Consider the following 15,177-nt stretch of genomic DNA (forward strand, 5'->3'; position numbering starts at 1 on the left):
GGGGAAGCGGCGCAGCCGCTCAGGGGGGTGTTCATTTCAATGGACGCGGCCGCCGGCCGCGTCCGCACCGGCGGGCGCAGCCCGCTTGGCGTTGGGATCGATCGGCTGGGGCACCAGCGTGCCCACGGTGAGCTGGTCGTCGCCGAAGTAGCGCGCCGCCACCGACTGCACCTGCGCCGGCGTCACGTCCCGCAGCAGCTTGAGCAGGCGGTCGTCCGCGTCCAGCGGCAAGCCCTGTACCCAGTTGCTGCCCAGATCGCTTGCCTGGCTCTGCAGCGAATCGCGGGCGTAGATGGTGGAGGCCGCCCACTGCGTTTTCACGCGGGACAGTTCGGCCTCGCTCACGCCGTCCTTGGCCACGCGGGTCACCTCGGCGCGCAGGGCCTCCTCGACCTGCTGCGGCGTCTTGCCCGCGGCGGGCACGCCTGTCAGCAGGAACAGGCTGGGGCCGCGCCCCATGACCGAGGCGCCGCTGTCGGCCCCGTCGGCCACGCGGTCCGGGCCCTGGCGCAGGGCGCGCTCCAGGCGTGCGCCGTCGTAGCCGCTGAGCACGCCGGACAGCACCATCAGCGCCAGGCCGTCGCGGTCGGCCTCCGTTAGGTTCTCCAGCCGCTGCACCGTCGGCACGCGGAAGGCCAGCGCCACGTACGACTGCTCGGCGGGCGCCTTGAACCAGATGCGGCGCAGGCCGCGCTGCTCGGGCTCGGGCCGCGGCTTGCGCACCGGCACGGCGCGCACGGGGATGCGGCCGTAGGTCTTCTCGGCCAGCGCGCGCACCTGGGCCGGGTCCACGTCGCCCGCCACCACCACGACGGCATTGGCCGGCACGTACCAGCGCTGGTGGAAGTCACGCACGTCCTGTGGCGTCATCGAATCCAGGTCGCCCATCCAGCCGATCACCGGGCGGTGGTAGGGCGAGGCGACGAAGGTGGCGGCGTACAGCTGCTCCATCAGCGCGGCGCGGGGCTGGTCGTCGGTGCGCATGCGGCGCTCTTCCTTGATGACCTCGATCTCGCGCTTGAACTCGTCGTCCGGCCACTGGTTGTTGGCGAAGCGGTCGGACTCCAGCTTCATCACGTCGCCCAGGCGCTTGGCCGGGATCTGTTGGTAGTAGCCGGTGTAGTCGTAGCTGGTGAAGGCGTTTTCCTGCCCGCCCAAAGCGGCCACCCGGCGCGAGAACTCGCCCGGCTTCACCGTCTTGGAGCCCTTGAACATCATGTGCTCCAGCGCATGGGCCACGCCCGAGGTGCCGTCCACCTCGTCGATGGCGCCCACCCGCACCCAGACCATGTGCACGGCCGTGGGCGCGCGCCGGTCGGGCTGCACGATCAGCTGCATACCGTTCTTGAGCGTGAACTGCTGCGCGCCCGTGGGCGAGGCGCCGGCCGTGGCGGCAGGGGAAGTGGAGGGAGGGGTGGAAGGCGGCACCGAAGGCGACGTCTGCGCCCCGGCATGCACGCAGGCCAGCAGGCCCAGGAGGGTGATAGCGCGTTTCATAGAATGGCTGCGATTCTAAGAACCCCGCAAATGTTCAGTTTTTTCAAGAAAAAGCCTCACACCCCCGCCGACCAGCCGGCTGCCACGCCCGAACCTGGCACATCCGCCGCCGCCCCGCAGACGGACGCAGCCCCTGCGGCCGCGCCCGCCCCCGCTGCCGCCGGACTGGGCTGGCTGCGCAACCCGTTCGCCAAGGCACCGGCGCCCCAGGCCGCTCCGGCCACGCCGGCCGCCCCCGACGCGCCGCCACCGGCCGCCTCGCCCGTGGCACTGCCGACCGCTCCCTCCGTGCCGGACCCGGTGGTGGCGGTGCCCGCTCCTGCGCCGGCACCCGCCTCCACACCAGCGCCGGCCGCTTTCACGCCGGCGATGCCTGTGCCTACCCCGGCTCCAGCCCCAGCTCCAGCTACCACGCCGGTCATCCTGGCGCCTGCGCCTGTCGCGCCCCCTGCCCCGCTCCCGGCTCCTGTGCCTGCAGCCGCGCCCCAGCCCGTTGTGTCTGTCGCGCCAGCGTCCATGCCAGTCGCCCTCCCGGAGCCCGCTGCGGAGCGCAAGGGCTGGCTCGATCGCCTGAAGTCCGGCCTGCGCAAGACCGGCACCAGCATCACCACCGTCTTCACCGGCACGCAGATCAACGACGCGCTGTACGACGAGCTGGAAGAGGCCTTGCTCATGGCCGACACCGGCGTCAAGGCGACGCAGCACCTGCTGGACGATCTCAAGCGCCGTGTGAAGGAAGCCAAGGCCACCGACCCGGCGGCCGTGAAGGGCCTGCTGGCCGATGCGCTGGCCGACCTGCTGCGCCCGCTGGAAAAGCCGCTGGTCATCGGCCAGTACACGCCCACGGTGATCATGGTGGCGGGCGTGAACGGCGCGGGCAAGACGACCTCGATCGGCAAGCTCACCAAGCACCTAGCGAATGAAGGAGCCGCCGTGCTGCTGGCCGCGGCCGACACCTTCCGCGCCGCGGCGCGCGAGCAGCTCGGCGTCTGGGCCGACCGCAACACGGTGGAGATCGTCAGCCAGGAAGGCGGCGACCCGGCGGCCGTGAGCTTCGACGCCGTCACGGCCGGCAAGGCCCGCAACAAGGATGTGGTGCTGGTCGACACTGCGGGCCGCCTGCCCACGCAGCTGCACCTGATGCAGGAGCTGCAGAAGATCCGCCGCGTAGTCACCAAGGCCGATGCGACCGCGCCGCACGAAGTGCTGCTGGTGATCGACGGCAACACCGGCCAGAACGCGCTGGCGCAGGTGCGCGCCTTCGACGACGCGCTGCAGCTCACCGGCCTGATCGTCACCAAGCTGGACGGCACTGCCAAGGGCGGCGTGCTGGCCGCCATCGCGCAGGAGCGGCCGGTGCCGGTCTACTTCATCGGCGTGGGCGAGAAGCTGGAAGACCTGGAGACCTTCAACGCCCGCGAGTTCGCGCAGGCCCTGTTGAACTGAGCGCCGCAGGCACGTGCCGGCCGGGCCCGCCACATCCGCCCGCGGCGGACCTCCGCGCGCTCACAGGCGTTCGAGCACCGTCGCGATGCCCTGGCCCCCGCCGATGCACTGCGTCGAGAGTGCATAGCGCCCCTGCCCGCGCTGCAGCAGCGCGGCCGCCTTGCCGGTGATGCGCGCGCCGGTCGCCCCCAGCGGATGGCCGATGGACAGGCCGCCGCCATCCAGGTTCGCTTTCGCCGGATCCATACCCAGGGCGCGCATGCACGCCAGCGCCTGCGAGGAAAAGGCCTCGTTGATCTCCACGACGTCGATGGCGTCCAGGTCCAGCCCCGCGCGGGCCAGCGCCTTGCGGGTCGCGGGCACGGGGCCCATGCCCATCTCGGTCGGATCGCAGCCGATGGTGGCGAAGCTGCGGATGCGCGCCAGCGGCTGCAATCCGTTGCGCAGCGCGAAGTCCTCGCTGGTCACCAGCACGGCGGCAGCGCCGTCGGTCAGGGGCGACGAGGTGCCCGCCGTCACCACGCCGTCGGGGCGGAAGGCCGGCTTCAGCCCCGCGAGCGCCTCGGCCGTCGTGCCCGGGCGGATGCAGCCGTCTTCATCGACCTGGGTGCCGTCCGGCGTGGTGATGCGGACGATTTCGTCGCGCAGGCGGCCGGCATCCCGCGCGGCCGCGGCCTTGCGGTGCGACCCGACCGCGAACTGCTCCTGGTCTGCGCGCGACACCTGGTAGCGCTGCGCCACGTTCTCCGCCGTCTCGCCCATGCTGATGTAGGCCTGCGGGAAGCGATCCATCAGCTCCGGGCTCGGGTCGAAATGCAGGCCGCCTTGGGGCACCATGGTCATCGACTCGACACCGGCGCATACGAAGGCCTCGCCCATGCCGGCCTCGATCTGCGCGGCTGCCATGTGGATGGCCGACATGGACGAGCCGCAGAACCGGTTGATCGTCATGCCGCCCACCTGCTCGGGCAGCCCGGCAAGAAAGCCGACCAGCCGCGCAAGGTTGTTGCCCTGCGGCCCCTCGGGGTAGGCACAGCCGAGGATGATGTCCTCGATCAGCGCCGGGTCGATGTCGGCCCGCTGCACGAGGGCGCCGACCACCTGCGCGGCCAGGGTATCGGGGCGCGTGCCCGCCAGCGCGCCCTTGCGTGCCGGATGGAAGGGAGAGCGGGCATACGAGGCGATCACGGCTTTCATGGAAACTCCTTGAATGGACGAACGAACAATGGCGATGCAGTCGATCCGGAAGCCGGGGGGCGGACGCGCCGGGCCAGCGCCTGCGCGGCCCTGCGGCCAGGCGCTGCGGGCGTGTCCGACCAACGCCGCATGGGTGTCGGTCCGCTGCCCGGCAGGCGGTGCGCCTTCTGCAGCGGGGTGCCCCAACAGCATTCCGGCTCCCGTTCGTTCATTGTATTACGATCATAATTTTAAAGAAGGGGTGGTGTGATGCGATATGCCTCCGGACAGAAGGAACTCACGCGCCAGAAGATGGTGGACACCGCGGCCCTGGTGCTGCGCCGTGACGGCATCGCCGCGGCCGGGGTGGCCACGCTGATGGCGGAAGCGGGGCTGACGAACGGTGCCTTCTACGCCCATTTCGACAGCAAGGAAGCCCTGGTGGCCGAGGCGGTGGTGGCCGCGCTGAAGGAGACCGCGGCTACCCTGGCCCGGACGGTGGCCGAAACTGCCGAGGGCCACCGGCTCGACGCACTGATCGACCGTTACCTGGATGCGCGCCACGCGGCCCATCCCGAGCGCGGCTGCGCCGTCACCGCCCTCGGGCCGGAGCTCGCCCGCCGGCCGCCGGAGACGCGGGCTGCCGTCGGCGCCGCCATCGACGATCTCATCGGCGTCATCGTGTCGGCCCTGCCGCCCGGCCACCGGGATCCGCTGGCCGCCGGCCGCGCCGTGTTCGGCTGCATGGTGGGCACCCTCCAGCTGGCGCGCGTTGCTGAACCCGGCGCGCAGGCGGACATCCTGCGGGGCGGAGCCGCCGCCGCCCGCCTGCTGGGCCGCCCGGCAGGCTGAGGCCGCTCAGTCAGCGCAGCGCAGCGGCCGCCCGCGGCGCCTGCCGCTGGTCAGCGCAGCCGTGGCCCGCTGCGCACCGATTCGATGGTGCCGTTGTGCACGCGGACGACGCCCAGGAAGTTGCCGTCGCCGCGGTCGTAGGTCCACTCTTCCATGGGCACGCACTGGTTCGCCAGCACCGCGCCGGGGCCGTAAGGACGGTACGGCAAGGCGATCCAGCCCAACTGCAGCATGGGCACGCACACGGCCTGGCGGAACACCGGCTCCCCGCACTTCTGCAGCAGCGCCACCAGCGGTTCGCCCTTGCCGACGAGCCGGCCATTGCAGCGCATCGATTCGGAGGCCTGCGCGTGCGGCGGCGCCATCGCGCAGGCCGCCGCGACGGCCCACGCAGCGGTCAAGGTGCGAGACGTCGCGCGTACGGCCAGGCGATGCAGGAGGGGGCGCAGTGGCATGGCCGGAAGCTTAACCCCGCCCAGCCCGCCATGCCCGCGGTAGACTGCCCGTCCCCCTTCCCAGCACCCGCCATGGCCATCGAAATCGAACGCAAGTACCTCGTCGCCGACCCCTCCGTCGTGGCGGGCCGCACCGGCGTGCGCATGGCGCAGGGCTACATCGCCGACAACGGCATGTGGGTGCGGGTGCGCATTGCCGGCAACGACGGTTTTCTCACGCTCAAGGGCCCGTCGCGCGGCCTGTCGCGCGCCGAATTCGAATACGCGATTCCGCTGGCCGATGCCCAGGCGCTGCTGGCCGACCACTGCGCCCACGGCGCGCTGGAGAAGGTGCGCTACATCGTGCCGCTGGAGGGTTTCGACTTCGAGGTCGATGTCTTCGAAGGCCCGCTGGCCGGCTTGGTCACGGCCGAAATCGAGTTGGCCAGCGAAGGCATCCAGCCGCCCTCGCCGGCCTGGCTGGGCGCGGAAGTGACGGAGGACCTGCGCTACAGCAACGCGCAGCTGGCCAAGGCCCGCCGGATTCCCCAGCCGGCGACGCTGGGGTAGGCGCCCAGACAACGGCCCGTTGCGCCGGCCGGCCGAAAGAGTCCACCGTCAAGTGCGCTCAGCACCGCCGCCCACCTGCTGCGCCACCCAGTCCGCATAGTCTGCGGCCGCCAGTTCCGTGCGCACCAGCAGCTGCGGCACCTCGTAGCCATGGGCTTCGCGCAGCCACGCCAGCAGGGCGGGCACGGTGGCGGGCAGCGTCTTGCAGACCAGGCGCCATTCGGGTTCTTCGCACTGCTGCCCCTTCCACACGTAATGCGAGGTGATGCGCTCCACCTGCACGCAGGCCGCGCGGCGGGCCTGCACCGCGCCCCGGGCCAGGCGAGCGGCGTCGGCCTCGGAGCCTACGGTGGTGGTCACGACGGCAACCGGCGCGGTGGCGGAAGGGGGAACGATATCCACGGCCGGCATCTTCATGCTCCTCAAAAGATAGCTAGTTGCGCTTATCCATCAAGCGCTGGCGGCCATTTTTACTCCAAACCCCGCTATCGGATCAACCGGCGCGCCGTGCCGCCCGGGCTTTGCCCAGGCTCACCACCAGGATGCCGCCCACGATGCACAGCCCGCCCAGGGCCAGCGGCAGCCCCAGGGGCTCGCCAAGGAAGAGCACGGACGCCAGCAGCCCCACCACCGGCACGCCCAGCATGGCGGTGGACATGCCCGTGGCCGACAGCTGCATGCTCGCCGCGTTCACGGCGCAGAAGCAGAACGCCGTGGCCAGCGGGCCGACGAACAGCACCGTCTCCCACAAGGCCGTGCTGCCGTCGCCGGTGAAGGGCCCCTCGAACCCGTAGGCCAGCGCCAGCAGCGGCACGGTGGCTGTCAGCATCTGCCAGGGCGCCAGCTGGTAGGCGGACGAATCGGCCTTGAAGTAGCGCAGGTGCAGGATGGTCATGCCCCACAGGAAGGAGCCGGCCATCAGCATCAGATTGGCGTGGACCAATGCGGTGTTGGTCCAGTCCATGGCCAGCGGATTGAATAGCACGCCCAGGCCCAGCAGCCCCAGCCCCAGCCCGCCGCACTGCAGGCGCGACAGCCGCTCGCGGAACACCCATACGGCCACCGGCGTGACCCACAGCGGCGTGGTGTAGGCCAGCACGGCGGAGCGGCCGGCGGGCACCTGCGTCATGGCGATGGAGCCGAGCGCGGTAAAGGCCATCATCTGCACCAGGCCGACGCTGGCGATCAGCGGCAGGTCGCGGCGCGTGGGCACCTTGAGCGAGCCGGCCGCCAGCTGGATGGCGAACAGGCACAGCCCGCCCGTGGCGAAGCGCAGCGCGGAGAACCACAGCGGCGTCACATGGTCCAGCCCGGCCTTCATCACCGGCCAGTTGCAGCCCCAGACCAGAATGGCGAGCGCCAGCAGCAGCACCTTGCTGCGGACGGCCCAGGCTGTGCCCGCGCCCCAGGGAGAAATCGAGAAGGAAAGAGCGGCGGAACGGCTGGACATGGGAGGGGTAGCAGGGGTCGGGGAAAACCCTGAATCCTAGGCAGTCACCGCCAGTGATTGCATCCTTCTTTGCCTGCCAATTCCCATCACGCAACATAGATTCCCCACACAACAGCCACTTCATGGACAATTTCACCCATGAAGAAACTGGACAAGGTGGACATCGGCATCCTGAACCTGCTGCAGGAGGACGCCGGCATGACCAATGCGGAGCTGGCCAAGGCCGTGCACCTCTCCGCCACGCCCTGCTACAACCGCGTGAAGGCGATGGAAGACCTGGGCCTGATCCAGCGACAGGTCACGCTACTGGACCCGGAAATCCTGGGTCTGCACCTCAACGTGTTCATCCACGTGAGCCTGGAGAAGCAGTTCCAGAGTGCGCTGGAACAGTTCGAGGCCACGATCGCCGCGCGGCCCGAGGTGATGGAGTGCTATCTGATGACGGGAGACGCCGACTACCTGCTGCGCGTGCTCGTGCCCGACATCAAGGCGCTGGAGGCGTTCATCCGCCAGCTGACCACGGCGCCGGGCGTGGCGCGCATCCGTTCCAGCTTCGCGCTCAAGCAGGTGCGCTACAAGACAGCGCTGCCGCTGCCCGACAACGGACTGACGCTGCCCGCGCGCGAGTGAGTGATTGATTGAATGACTGGTCGGCGGACAACGCGGCTGTGCACGTCGCGCCTCACTCGGCCTTGATGTTGTGGTCCTTCACCACCTTGCCCCAGCGCACGCTCTCGGCCTGCATCCACTGGGCGATCTGGGCGCGGTTCATGTCGGTGGGCTCGGAGCCCAGTTCTTCCAGGCGCTTCTTGATGTCGGGCCGCGCCACGATGCGCTGGATCTCGGCCTGCAGCTTGTCGAGGATGGCGGGCGGTGTGCCGGCGGGCGCCAGCAGGCCCTGCCAGGAGCCCGTCACGAAGTCTGGAATCTGAGATGCCACCGTGGGCACGCCCGGCGTGGCCGCGAAGGGTTTGGCGCTGGTGACGGCAATCGCCTTCACCTTGCCGCCCGTCACCAAGGGCTTGGTGGCCAGCACGCTGGCCATGGCGGAGTCGATCTGCCCGCCGGCCAGATCGGCCAGCGCCTGGGCGCCGCCCTTGTAGCCGATGACGTTGAATTCGAAGCCCTTGTTCTGCGCCAGCTGGATGCCCGCAAGTTGGCTGATGGCCGCCAGCGGCGTACCGAAGCTGACCGGCTGGCCGCTCTTCTTGGCGTACGCGGCCAGCTCGTCGATGTTCTTGGCCGGCAGATCGTGGCGCACCACCAGCAGGTGCGGCGAGTAGGCCGGAATGGCAATGGGCGCCAGGTCCTTGGTGGGGCTGTAGTTCAGCTGCGGCATGACGGCCGGGCCGATGGTCAGCACGCTCATGTCCAGGAGCAGCAGGTTGTAGCCATCAGGCGCCGACTTGGCGACGAACGAGGCACCGATGTGCCCGTTGGCCCCGGCCTTGTTCTCCACCACCACGGGCTGCTTCAGCGCATCGCCCAGCTCCTTGCCCAGCAGCCGCGCCAGCACGTCGGACGTGCCGCCCGCCGGGTTGGGCACGGTGATGCGGATCATCTTGTTCGGATAGCCCGCCGCGTCCTGCGCGTGCGCGGCCACCGAGGCGCCGCCCAGCGCCAAGGCGGCCGCCATGCCGAGGGCCGCACGGCGGCCGATGAGGGAAGAGGAAGAAGTGGCGCGGGCGCCCGGATGCACAGTCGTCATGTTTGTCTCCATGGATGGCTTGGGGAAGAGGGAAGTCGCGGAAAACCGTCGCCTGTGCCAGCGCTCAGTTCCCTGCGTGGATCACGTTGGCCAGCGGCTCGCCCTGTGCGAGCTTCTGCACGTTGGCGGCCATGAAGGCGTAGCGCCGGTCCAGCAGCGCGGGCGTGATGGCCGAGATATGGGGCGTGGCGCGCACGTTGGGCAAGGCATGCAGCGGCCAGCGCGAGGGATCGACCGGCGCCTGTCCCTTCTGGGGGTACTGGTACCAGACGTCGAGCACGGCACGGCCCAGGCGCTGTGTGTGCAGAGCGTCGTACAGCGCCTCTTCATCCACCACCTCCGCCCGCGCCACGTTCACCAGCAGCGCGCCCGCAGGCAGCAGCGCAAGCTGACGCCGCCCGATCAGGCCGCGCGTGCTGTCGTCCAGCGGGCAGCAGACCACCAGGTGCTGCACGCGGGGCAGCGCCGCATCGAGGTCGGCCACGGCCACCGTCTCGTGTGCCAGCTCCGGCGCCTGGGCCTTGCCGCTGCGCGTGATGGCGATCACGTGCATGCCGAACGCGCGGGCGCGGCGGGCGATCTCTTGCCCGATGTGGCCGAAGCCCAGGATGGCGAGCGTCTTGCCGTGCGCCTCGTCGTGCTGGGGCCGTGCCGCATACGACTGCGCCCAGGCCTCGGCATCCAGGCGCGCCGGGTACTTCCAGAGCTGCAGCGAATGCTCAAGGATGGCGTGCAGCGTGAATTCGGCGATCGGCACCTCGTGCCCGTGCACATTGCACACCGGGGTGCCTGCGGGTAGCGCCGCCAGCGCGATCTGCTCCGCGCCGGCGCCTGGCACATGCACCAGGCGGCAGCGCAGGCGTGCGGCCTCGTCGGCCGTTATGCTGTTGCTGATGACCACATCCGCCGCGATGTCCCCTGTCTCGGGAAATCGGTCGAGGCCTTGCACCTCATGGCCCGCCCCCAGCAGCGCCTGCAGGCGCGGTGCGTTGGGGGCGTGGAGTCCGACGATCTTGATCTGCATGGAAGACGTTTCTGTAGAGGGGATGAAGGGAGTCACTCAGCGGGTCTCGCGCACGATGAGCCCGGGCTGCTGCTTGAAGCTGTCCTGCAGCTTCGTGCCCAGCCCGGCAGCGACGGGAGGCTGGGCCTCGCCGCCTTCGATCACGGGCAGTTGCGTGACGATGTCGCGGTACCAGGTGGCCAGCGTGGCGCGCACCACCTCCTGGTAGATCGCGGTGGGCGCATGCAGCGCCATGTGCAGCCCGGCCATCAGCGTGACGGGGCCCGTGCAGTCGTGCGGTGCCAGCGGCCGGTTGTAGGCCTGCGCCAGGGCGGCGATCTTGCGGCCCTCGGTGAAGCCGCCGCACCAGGCCAGGTCCAGCATGACCACGTCGAGCGCGTCGCCGGCCAGCAGGTCGCGGAAGGGGCGCAGCCCGCCCAGGGTCTCGCTGCCGCAGATCTGCACGCGCGTGCGGCGGCGCAGGTCGGCCAGGCCGGCCACATCGTCCATCTTGTTCAGCGGGTCTTCGACCCAGAACACGTCGTAGTCCTCCAGCGCCTGGCAGATGCGCAGCGCCGAGTGCCCGCCGAACAGGCTGTGCAGCTCGCACATCACCTCGATCTGGTTGCCCACGGCCTCGCGGATCCGGCGGAACGGCTCCAGGCCCTTTTCCAGGTCCGGCAGGCTGATGAGGTGGCCCTGGCTGGCGGGTGCGTAGATGTCGAACGGCCAGATCTTCATGGCCTTGTAGCCCTCGGCCAGCAGGCTCTTGGCCAGCGTGCCGGCGTCGCGCATGAAGGCGACCTGGTCGTCGTAGGGGCCGTCGGACTGGTCGGTGGCCCCGATGTCGCGGCGCTTGCCGTTGGTGTTGAACGCGTAGCCCGCGCAGGTGTTGTAGACCGGAATCGTGGGCCGCGCACCGCCGCCCAGCGCTTGGTAGATGGGCACGCCCTGCCGCTGGCCGGCCAGGTCCCACAGGGCGATGTCCACCGCGCTGGCGGCACGCACTTCGGCGCCCGAGCTGTTGTAGCCCACATAGGGCGTGAGCAGATGGCGCGAGATGCCCTCGATATGCCGCGCGTCGCGCCCCAGCAGCCAGGGCGCCAGCTCTTCGTGCAGGCAGGTATCGACGGTGGCCGCGCCGCGAAAGGTTTCGCCCAGGCCGACCAGGCCGTCGTCGGTGGCGAGCTCCAGCCAGATCAGGCTGGGGCGGTCCGGCAGCCGGTAGGTGCGCAGGGATCGGATGGTTGACATTGTTTACAGCTTTTTATATCTTTAGCGAACAGGCGACAGTGTGTTTCGGTAGGAAAACAGTGTCTTTTCTCTGTCATCCGGCTGTCAATTGCAATCACTCCGTCGTTTTCCCTGTAAATTTCTGACAAGAGCAACCGCTGATGCTGGGTGACAAGGTCTATGCCGATCTGCTGCAACTGCTGGGCACGCCCGGCTTCGAGCCCCGCGCACGCATGCCGGCGGAAACGGCGCTGGCCGAGCGGCTGGGCGTCTCCCGGCCAGTGCTGCGGCAAGCCCTGTCCCGCCTGCGGGACGAAGGGCTGGTGCAGACACTCAAGGGCTCGGGCAACTTCGTGGCCGACACGCTGCCCACGCGCGAGGCGCCGTTCTTCGGCACGCTGAACCACATCGCGGACATCCGCGCGTTCCTGGAATTCCGCTGCTGCATGGAAGGAGAGGCAGCCGCTCTCGCGGCTCTCGCGCGCACGGCGGACCAGCTGGAACACATCCGGGCCTGCCGCGACCGGTTCGAGCAGGCGCTGACCCACGGCCGGGAAGCGCTGGAGGAAGACATCGCCTTCCATGAGGCGATCTCGCAGGCCTGCGGCAACCGGTTCTTCGGCATGACGATTGCCGCCTTCGCCCCGCAGACGCGCTTCAGCATCGGCCTGGTGCGCAGCATTGCCGGCAAACCCCGGGGCGAGCGCCTGGCCGATGTCTGCCGCGAGCACGCCCACATCGAGCAAGCCATCGCCCAGCAGGACGCGCCCGCCGCCCGCCAGGCCATGGAATCCCACCTGCGCGGAGGCATCGCCCGCTTGTTCGGCCAGTGAGCCGTATCTACCGGTCCGGGCCCGCGGCGATTAGGCGGGGTTCGGGCAACACTGTGTTCGCCAAGCGCGGCAGCGGCAGGCTTTGGGAGGTGCCACCAGGCACTTTCACTACCAAAAATATAGCTACAAGTGCTTGATTTAAAAGCGCTAGAGCCCACTTTTAGCATCAACCCGGAATCCGCTCCGTCCTACGAATTCGCGGGAACTCGTCCCTTAGCACTCCCTCTAACGGAGTGCTAACATGATTGCCTGGAAGAAAGGATTTCTGGAATGACTGTTCAATCTGGAACCGCGACGACGACCCTGGCGCATGCCAACCCCTGGGCGCTCGTGCCGCCCCTGGGGAATCTGGATGCCTATATCTCGGCCGTCAACCGCCTTCCCCTGCTGACGCTCGAAGAAGAGCAGAAATACGCGCGCCAGCTCAAGGAAAACAACGACGTGGACGCTGCCGGCCGGCTGGTGATGTCGCACCTGCGCCTGGTCGTGTCCATCGCCCGCCAGTACCTGGGCTATGGCCTGCCGCACGGCGACCTGATCCAGGAAGGCAACGTCGGCCTGATGAAAGCCGTCAAGCGCTTCGACCCCGACCAGGGCGTGCGCCTGGTGAGCTACGCCATGCACTGGATCAAGGCCGAGATCCACGAGTACATCCTGAAGAACTGGCGCATGGTGAAGGTGGCGACCACCAAGAGCCAGCGCAAGCTGTTCTTCAACCTGCGCTCGATGAAGCAGGGGTTCAAGGCCGACGCCGCTGCGGCAGACGCTGGCACGCACCGCGAGACACTGACCGACCACGAGATCGATGCCGTGGCCGCGCACCTGAACGTCAAGCGCGAGGAAGTGATCGAGATGGAAACCCGCCTCTCGGGCGGCGACGTGCTGCTGGACCCCTCTCCATCCGACGACGGCGAGCAGGCCTTCGGCCCCATCGCCTACCTGGCGGACGGCTCCCATGAGCCCACGGCCATGATCGAAAGCCGCCAGCGCGACGTGTTGGCGACGGACGGCATTGCCACGGCCCTGGAGAGCCTGGACGACCGCAGCCGCCGCATCGTGGAAGAGCGCTGGCTCAAGGTGAACGACGATGGCTCCGGCGGCATGACGCTGCACGAACTGGCCGCGGTCTACGGCGTGAGCGCCGAGCGCATCCGCCAGATCGAGGTGGCCGCCATGAAGAAGATGAAGAAGGCGCTGGCCGAGTACGCCTGACGCCTGCCCCTCGCCCTGCAGGGCGGGGCGATAATCCGGCGCGCGGTCCCCCAGGGCCGCGCGCCTTTTTCATGGCCGGACGGGCAGCACGCCCCGCGCACCGCGCCCGGCCCCTGGAGTCCATCGCCATGCCCTGCACCCTGCCCTTGTCCACCCGCCGCGCCGCACTGCGGCTGATCACGCTCTCTGCCCTCTGTGCCGCAGCCGCGGGCAGCGCTGTCGCGCAGTCCACGCCTGCCACCCCGGGCTGGCCGACCAAGCCGCTGCGCATCGTCGTGGGCTTTCCGCCCGGGTCCTCGCCCGACCTCACCGCGCGCACGTTCTCGGAGCCGCTGGCGCAGGCGATCGGCCAGCCGGTGATCGTCGAGAACAAGGTGGGCGCGGGCGGCAACATCGGCGCCGACGCCGTGGCCAAGGCCACCGACGGCCACACCATCGGCCTGTTCATCAACGGCAACATGACCATCGCTCGGCTCATCAACCCGGCCGTGCCGTACGACCCGCAGAAGGACCTGGCGCCGCTGAGCCTGATCGGCGTCTCGCCGCTGGTGCTGACCGCGCCGGTCGGCCAGAGCGGCGTGCCCGCCACCGGCGATGCACGCGCCTTCCTGGAAGCCGCGCGCCAGGCCGGCGACCGCTGGAGCTACGGCACGCCGGGCGTGGGCACCGTCGGCCACCTGGGCACCGAGCTGCTCAAGGCCCGCGCGGGCATCGCCCCGGTGCACGTGCCCTACCCCGGCTACCCACAGGTGGCCACGGCCATGCTGGGCGGGCAGCTGCAGATGGCCCTGCTGCCGCCGGCGCTGGCGCTGGCCCAGGAGCGCACGGGCAAGCTGCGCCTGATCGGCGTGACCTCCGCCGGCCGCAGCACGCTGGCGCCCGGCGTGCCCAGCCTGGCTGAAGCAGGTGTGAAGGATCTGAACCTGGAGATCTGGAACGCCTTCGCCGCGCCCGCCTCCATGCCGGCGCCCGTGCGGGCCCGCCTGTCGGCCGCCATCGTGGAGATCGCACGCAGCCCGGACATCCGCGCCAAGCTGTTCCAGCAGGGCTGGCAGGCGGTGGGCAGTTCGGCCGAAGGCCTGGCCAACCGCATCCAGGCGGACACCGCCACCATGGGCCGGGTGATCCGCGAGCAGAAGATCCGCGCCGAATAGCCGCGCGCCCGGCCGTAGCGAGCCGGTGGGCACACCGCCCGCGGGACGGCTGCGGCCACCCTGCCCTGCAGCCCAACATTGATGTAGGTCATGCCGGTCCGGCGGCCCCGCCGGCAGACTGTGGGTTTCCATTGGAGACCCTGCATGCCTTCCTTCCGCATCGCTGTCATCGGCGCCGGCCAGACCGGCGCTCCCCTCTTGCAACAGCTGCTGGAGGCTCCCTTCGTCGAGCTGGCCGGTGTGGCCGACCTCGATCTGGACATGCCGGGCATCGCCCTGGCGCGCCAGCACGGCGTGGCGGTCACCACCCAGTTTCTGGACCTGCTGGGTGCCGGCACGCCGGTGGACATCGTCATCGACGTGACCGGCCAGAGCGCCGTGCGCGACGCCCTGCGCAAGCACATGGTGGACAGCGGCAACACCCACACGGTGATCATGCATGAGCGCATCGCGCTGCTGCTGATGTCGCTGTCGGCCGGCCAGCATGTGTCCGGCAAGCACGGCGATCTGGCCTACGCCTGACCGCCCCGCCTTTACTCCTGAATCAATAGCTGATTGCGCTTGCTCCTATTGGGCTGAAGGCAATTTTCCACCCAACCCCGCCGACAG

Annotated in this window: 16 protein-coding genes; 8 read left to right on the forward strand and 8 right to left on the reverse strand. The window is 69.6% G+C overall.

Features of this window, described 5'->3' with window-relative positions:
• Window positions 1–36: 36 nt before the first annotated feature.
• Window positions 37–1,497, reverse strand: a complete 1,461-nt coding sequence (locus QE399_RS01835) for a M16 family metallopeptidase (protein WP_309825642.1) — start codon at window positions 1,495–1,497, stop codon at window positions 37–39.
• Between the two features lie 174 nt (window positions 1,498–1,671).
• Here QE399_RS01835 and ftsY point away from each other — a divergent pair, with 174 nt between their 5' ends.
• Complete coding sequence (ftsY, locus tag QE399_RS01840) at window positions 1,672–2,943, forward strand: signal recognition particle-docking protein FtsY (protein ID WP_405044057.1); 1,272 nt, start codon at window positions 1,672–1,674, stop codon at window positions 2,941–2,943.
• A 60-nt stretch (window positions 2,944–3,003) separates the two neighbouring features.
• On the opposite strand, the gene QE399_RS01845 is transcribed toward ftsY, so the two are convergent.
• The gene (locus QE399_RS01845; RefSeq protein ID WP_309825644.1) at window positions 3,004–4,140 is read right to left on the reverse strand and encodes a thiolase family protein; all 1,137 of its coding nucleotides are present in this window, start codon (window positions 4,138–4,140) and stop codon (window positions 3,004–3,006) included.
• 249 nt (window positions 4,141–4,389) lie between these two features.
• Here QE399_RS01845 and QE399_RS01850 point away from each other — a divergent pair, with 249 nt between their 5' ends.
• A complete protein-coding gene (locus QE399_RS01850; protein ID WP_309825645.1) occupies window positions 4,390–4,971 on the forward strand; it encodes a TetR/AcrR family transcriptional regulator in 582 nt (193 codons plus the stop codon).
• Window positions 4,972–5,021: 50 nt separating this feature from the next.
• Here QE399_RS01850 and QE399_RS01855 read toward each other — a convergent pair whose 3' ends face one another.
• Entirely contained in the window at window positions 5,022–5,372 is a 351-nt protein-coding gene (locus tag QE399_RS01855) for a DUF2845 domain-containing protein (protein WP_309825646.1), read from the reverse strand.
• 126 nt (window positions 5,373–5,498) lie between these two features.
• Between QE399_RS01855 and QE399_RS01860 the strand changes: the two genes are divergently transcribed.
• Window positions 5,499–5,975, forward strand: a complete 477-nt coding sequence (locus QE399_RS01860; protein ID WP_309825647.1) for a CYTH domain-containing protein — start codon at window positions 5,499–5,501, stop codon at window positions 5,973–5,975.
• A gap of 48 nt (window positions 5,976–6,023) precedes the next feature.
• Here the strand turns inward: QE399_RS01860 and cutA are convergent, their stop codons facing one another.
• Complete coding sequence (cutA, locus tag QE399_RS01865; protein ID WP_309825648.1) at window positions 6,024–6,386, reverse strand: divalent-cation tolerance protein CutA; 363 nt, start codon at window positions 6,384–6,386, stop codon at window positions 6,024–6,026.
• A gap of 82 nt (window positions 6,387–6,468) precedes the next feature.
• The gene (locus tag QE399_RS01870; protein WP_309825649.1) at window positions 6,469–7,425 is read right to left on the reverse strand and encodes a DMT family transporter; all 957 of its coding nucleotides are present in this window, start codon (window positions 7,423–7,425) and stop codon (window positions 6,469–6,471) included.
• A 138-nt stretch (window positions 7,426–7,563) separates the two neighbouring features.
• Between QE399_RS01870 and QE399_RS01875 the strand changes: the two genes are divergently transcribed.
• Window positions 7,564–8,055, forward strand: coding sequence for an Lrp/AsnC family transcriptional regulator (locus QE399_RS01875; RefSeq protein ID WP_309825650.1), 492 nt, complete (start codon window positions 7,564–7,566; stop codon window positions 8,053–8,055).
• 52 nt (window positions 8,056–8,107) lie between these two features.
• Here the strand turns inward: QE399_RS01875 and QE399_RS01880 are convergent, their stop codons facing one another.
• From QE399_RS01880 to QE399_RS01890, 3 genes are all read right to left on the reverse strand, one after another.
• A complete protein-coding gene (locus QE399_RS01880) occupies window positions 8,108–9,133 on the reverse strand; it encodes a Bug family tripartite tricarboxylate transporter substrate binding protein (protein ID WP_309825651.1) in 1,026 nt (341 codons plus the stop codon).
• 64 nt (window positions 9,134–9,197) lie between these two features.
• Complete coding sequence (locus QE399_RS01885) at window positions 9,198–10,157, reverse strand: 2-hydroxyacid dehydrogenase (RefSeq protein ID WP_309825653.1); 960 nt, start codon at window positions 10,155–10,157, stop codon at window positions 9,198–9,200.
• Between the two features lie 36 nt (window positions 10,158–10,193).
• Complete coding sequence (locus QE399_RS01890) at window positions 10,194–11,390, reverse strand: mandelate racemase/muconate lactonizing enzyme family protein (protein WP_309825655.1); 1,197 nt, start codon at window positions 11,388–11,390, stop codon at window positions 10,194–10,196.
• 140 nt (window positions 11,391–11,530) lie between these two features.
• Between QE399_RS01890 and QE399_RS01895 the strand changes: the two genes are divergently transcribed.
• The 4 genes from QE399_RS01895 (at window position 11,531) to QE399_RS01910 (ending at window position 15,090) form a co-directional block, all read left to right on the forward strand.
• Window positions 11,531–12,202 (forward strand): FadR/GntR family transcriptional regulator, encoded by a 672-nt coding sequence (locus QE399_RS01895; RefSeq protein WP_309825656.1) that lies wholly within the window; start codon window positions 11,531–11,533, stop codon window positions 12,200–12,202.
• 270 nt (window positions 12,203–12,472) lie between these two features.
• Entirely contained in the window at window positions 12,473–13,414 is a 942-nt protein-coding gene (gene rpoH / locus QE399_RS01900; RefSeq protein ID WP_309825657.1) for an RNA polymerase sigma factor RpoH, read from the forward strand.
• Window positions 13,415–13,542: 128 nt separating this feature from the next.
• Window positions 13,543–14,568, forward strand: a complete 1,026-nt coding sequence (locus tag QE399_RS01905) for a Bug family tripartite tricarboxylate transporter substrate binding protein (RefSeq protein ID WP_309825658.1) — start codon at window positions 13,543–13,545, stop codon at window positions 14,566–14,568.
• 144 nt (window positions 14,569–14,712) lie between these two features.
• The gene (locus QE399_RS01910) at window positions 14,713–15,090 is read left to right on the forward strand and encodes a Gfo/Idh/MocA family oxidoreductase (RefSeq protein ID WP_309825659.1); all 378 of its coding nucleotides are present in this window, start codon (window positions 14,713–14,715) and stop codon (window positions 15,088–15,090) included.
• The last annotated feature ends 87 nt before the right edge of the window (window positions 15,091–15,177 follow it).

Source organism: Paracidovorax wautersii, from assembly GCF_031453675.1.
Classification (GTDB): Bacteria; Pseudomonadota; Gammaproteobacteria; order Burkholderiales; family Burkholderiaceae_C; genus Paracidovorax.

What these genes read in the sequence shown, in the direction of transcription:
- QE399_RS01870 (WP_309825649.1), bottom strand. Translation starts at nt 7,425, where the DNA reads ATGTCCAGCCGTTCCGCCGCTCTTTCCTTCTCGATTTCTCCCTGGGGC.
- QE399_RS01860 (WP_309825647.1), top strand. Translation starts at nt 5,499, where the DNA reads ATGGCCATCGAAATCGAACGCAAGTACCTCGTCGCCGACCCCTCCGTC.
- QE399_RS01910 (WP_309825659.1), top strand. Translation starts at nt 14,713, where the DNA reads ATGCCTTCCTTCCGCATCGCTGTCATCGGCGCCGGCCAGACCGGCGCT.
- QE399_RS01835 (WP_309825642.1), bottom strand. Translation starts at nt 1,497, where the DNA reads ATGAAACGCGCTATCACCCTCCTGGGCCTGCTGGCCTGCGTGCATGCC.
- QE399_RS01885 (WP_309825653.1), bottom strand. Translation starts at nt 10,157, where the DNA reads ATGCAGATCAAGATCGTCGGACTCCACGCCCCCAACGCACCGCGCCTG.
- QE399_RS01905 (WP_309825658.1), top strand. Translation starts at nt 13,543, where the DNA reads ATGCCCTGCACCCTGCCCTTGTCCACCCGCCGCGCCGCACTGCGGCTG.
- QE399_RS01845 (WP_309825644.1), bottom strand. Translation starts at nt 4,140, where the DNA reads ATGAAAGCCGTGATCGCCTCGTATGCCCGCTCTCCCTTCCATCCGGCA.
- QE399_RS01850 (WP_309825645.1), top strand. Translation starts at nt 4,390, where the DNA reads ATGCGATATGCCTCCGGACAGAAGGAACTCACGCGCCAGAAGATGGTG.
- cutA (WP_309825648.1), bottom strand. Translation starts at nt 6,386, where the DNA reads ATGCCGGCCGTGGATATCGTTCCCCCTTCCGCCACCGCGCCGGTTGCC.
- rpoH (WP_309825657.1), top strand. Translation starts at nt 12,473, where the DNA reads ATGACTGTTCAATCTGGAACCGCGACGACGACCCTGGCGCATGCCAAC.
- QE399_RS01890 (WP_309825655.1), bottom strand. Translation starts at nt 11,390, where the DNA reads ATGTCAACCATCCGATCCCTGCGCACCTACCGGCTGCCGGACCGCCCC.
- QE399_RS01880 (WP_309825651.1), bottom strand. Translation starts at nt 9,133, where the DNA reads ATGACGACTGTGCATCCGGGCGCCCGCGCCACTTCTTCCTCTTCCCTC.
- QE399_RS01875 (WP_309825650.1), top strand. Translation starts at nt 7,564, where the DNA reads ATGAAGAAACTGGACAAGGTGGACATCGGCATCCTGAACCTGCTGCAG.
- QE399_RS01895 (WP_309825656.1), top strand. Translation starts at nt 11,531, where the DNA reads ATGCTGGGTGACAAGGTCTATGCCGATCTGCTGCAACTGCTGGGCACG.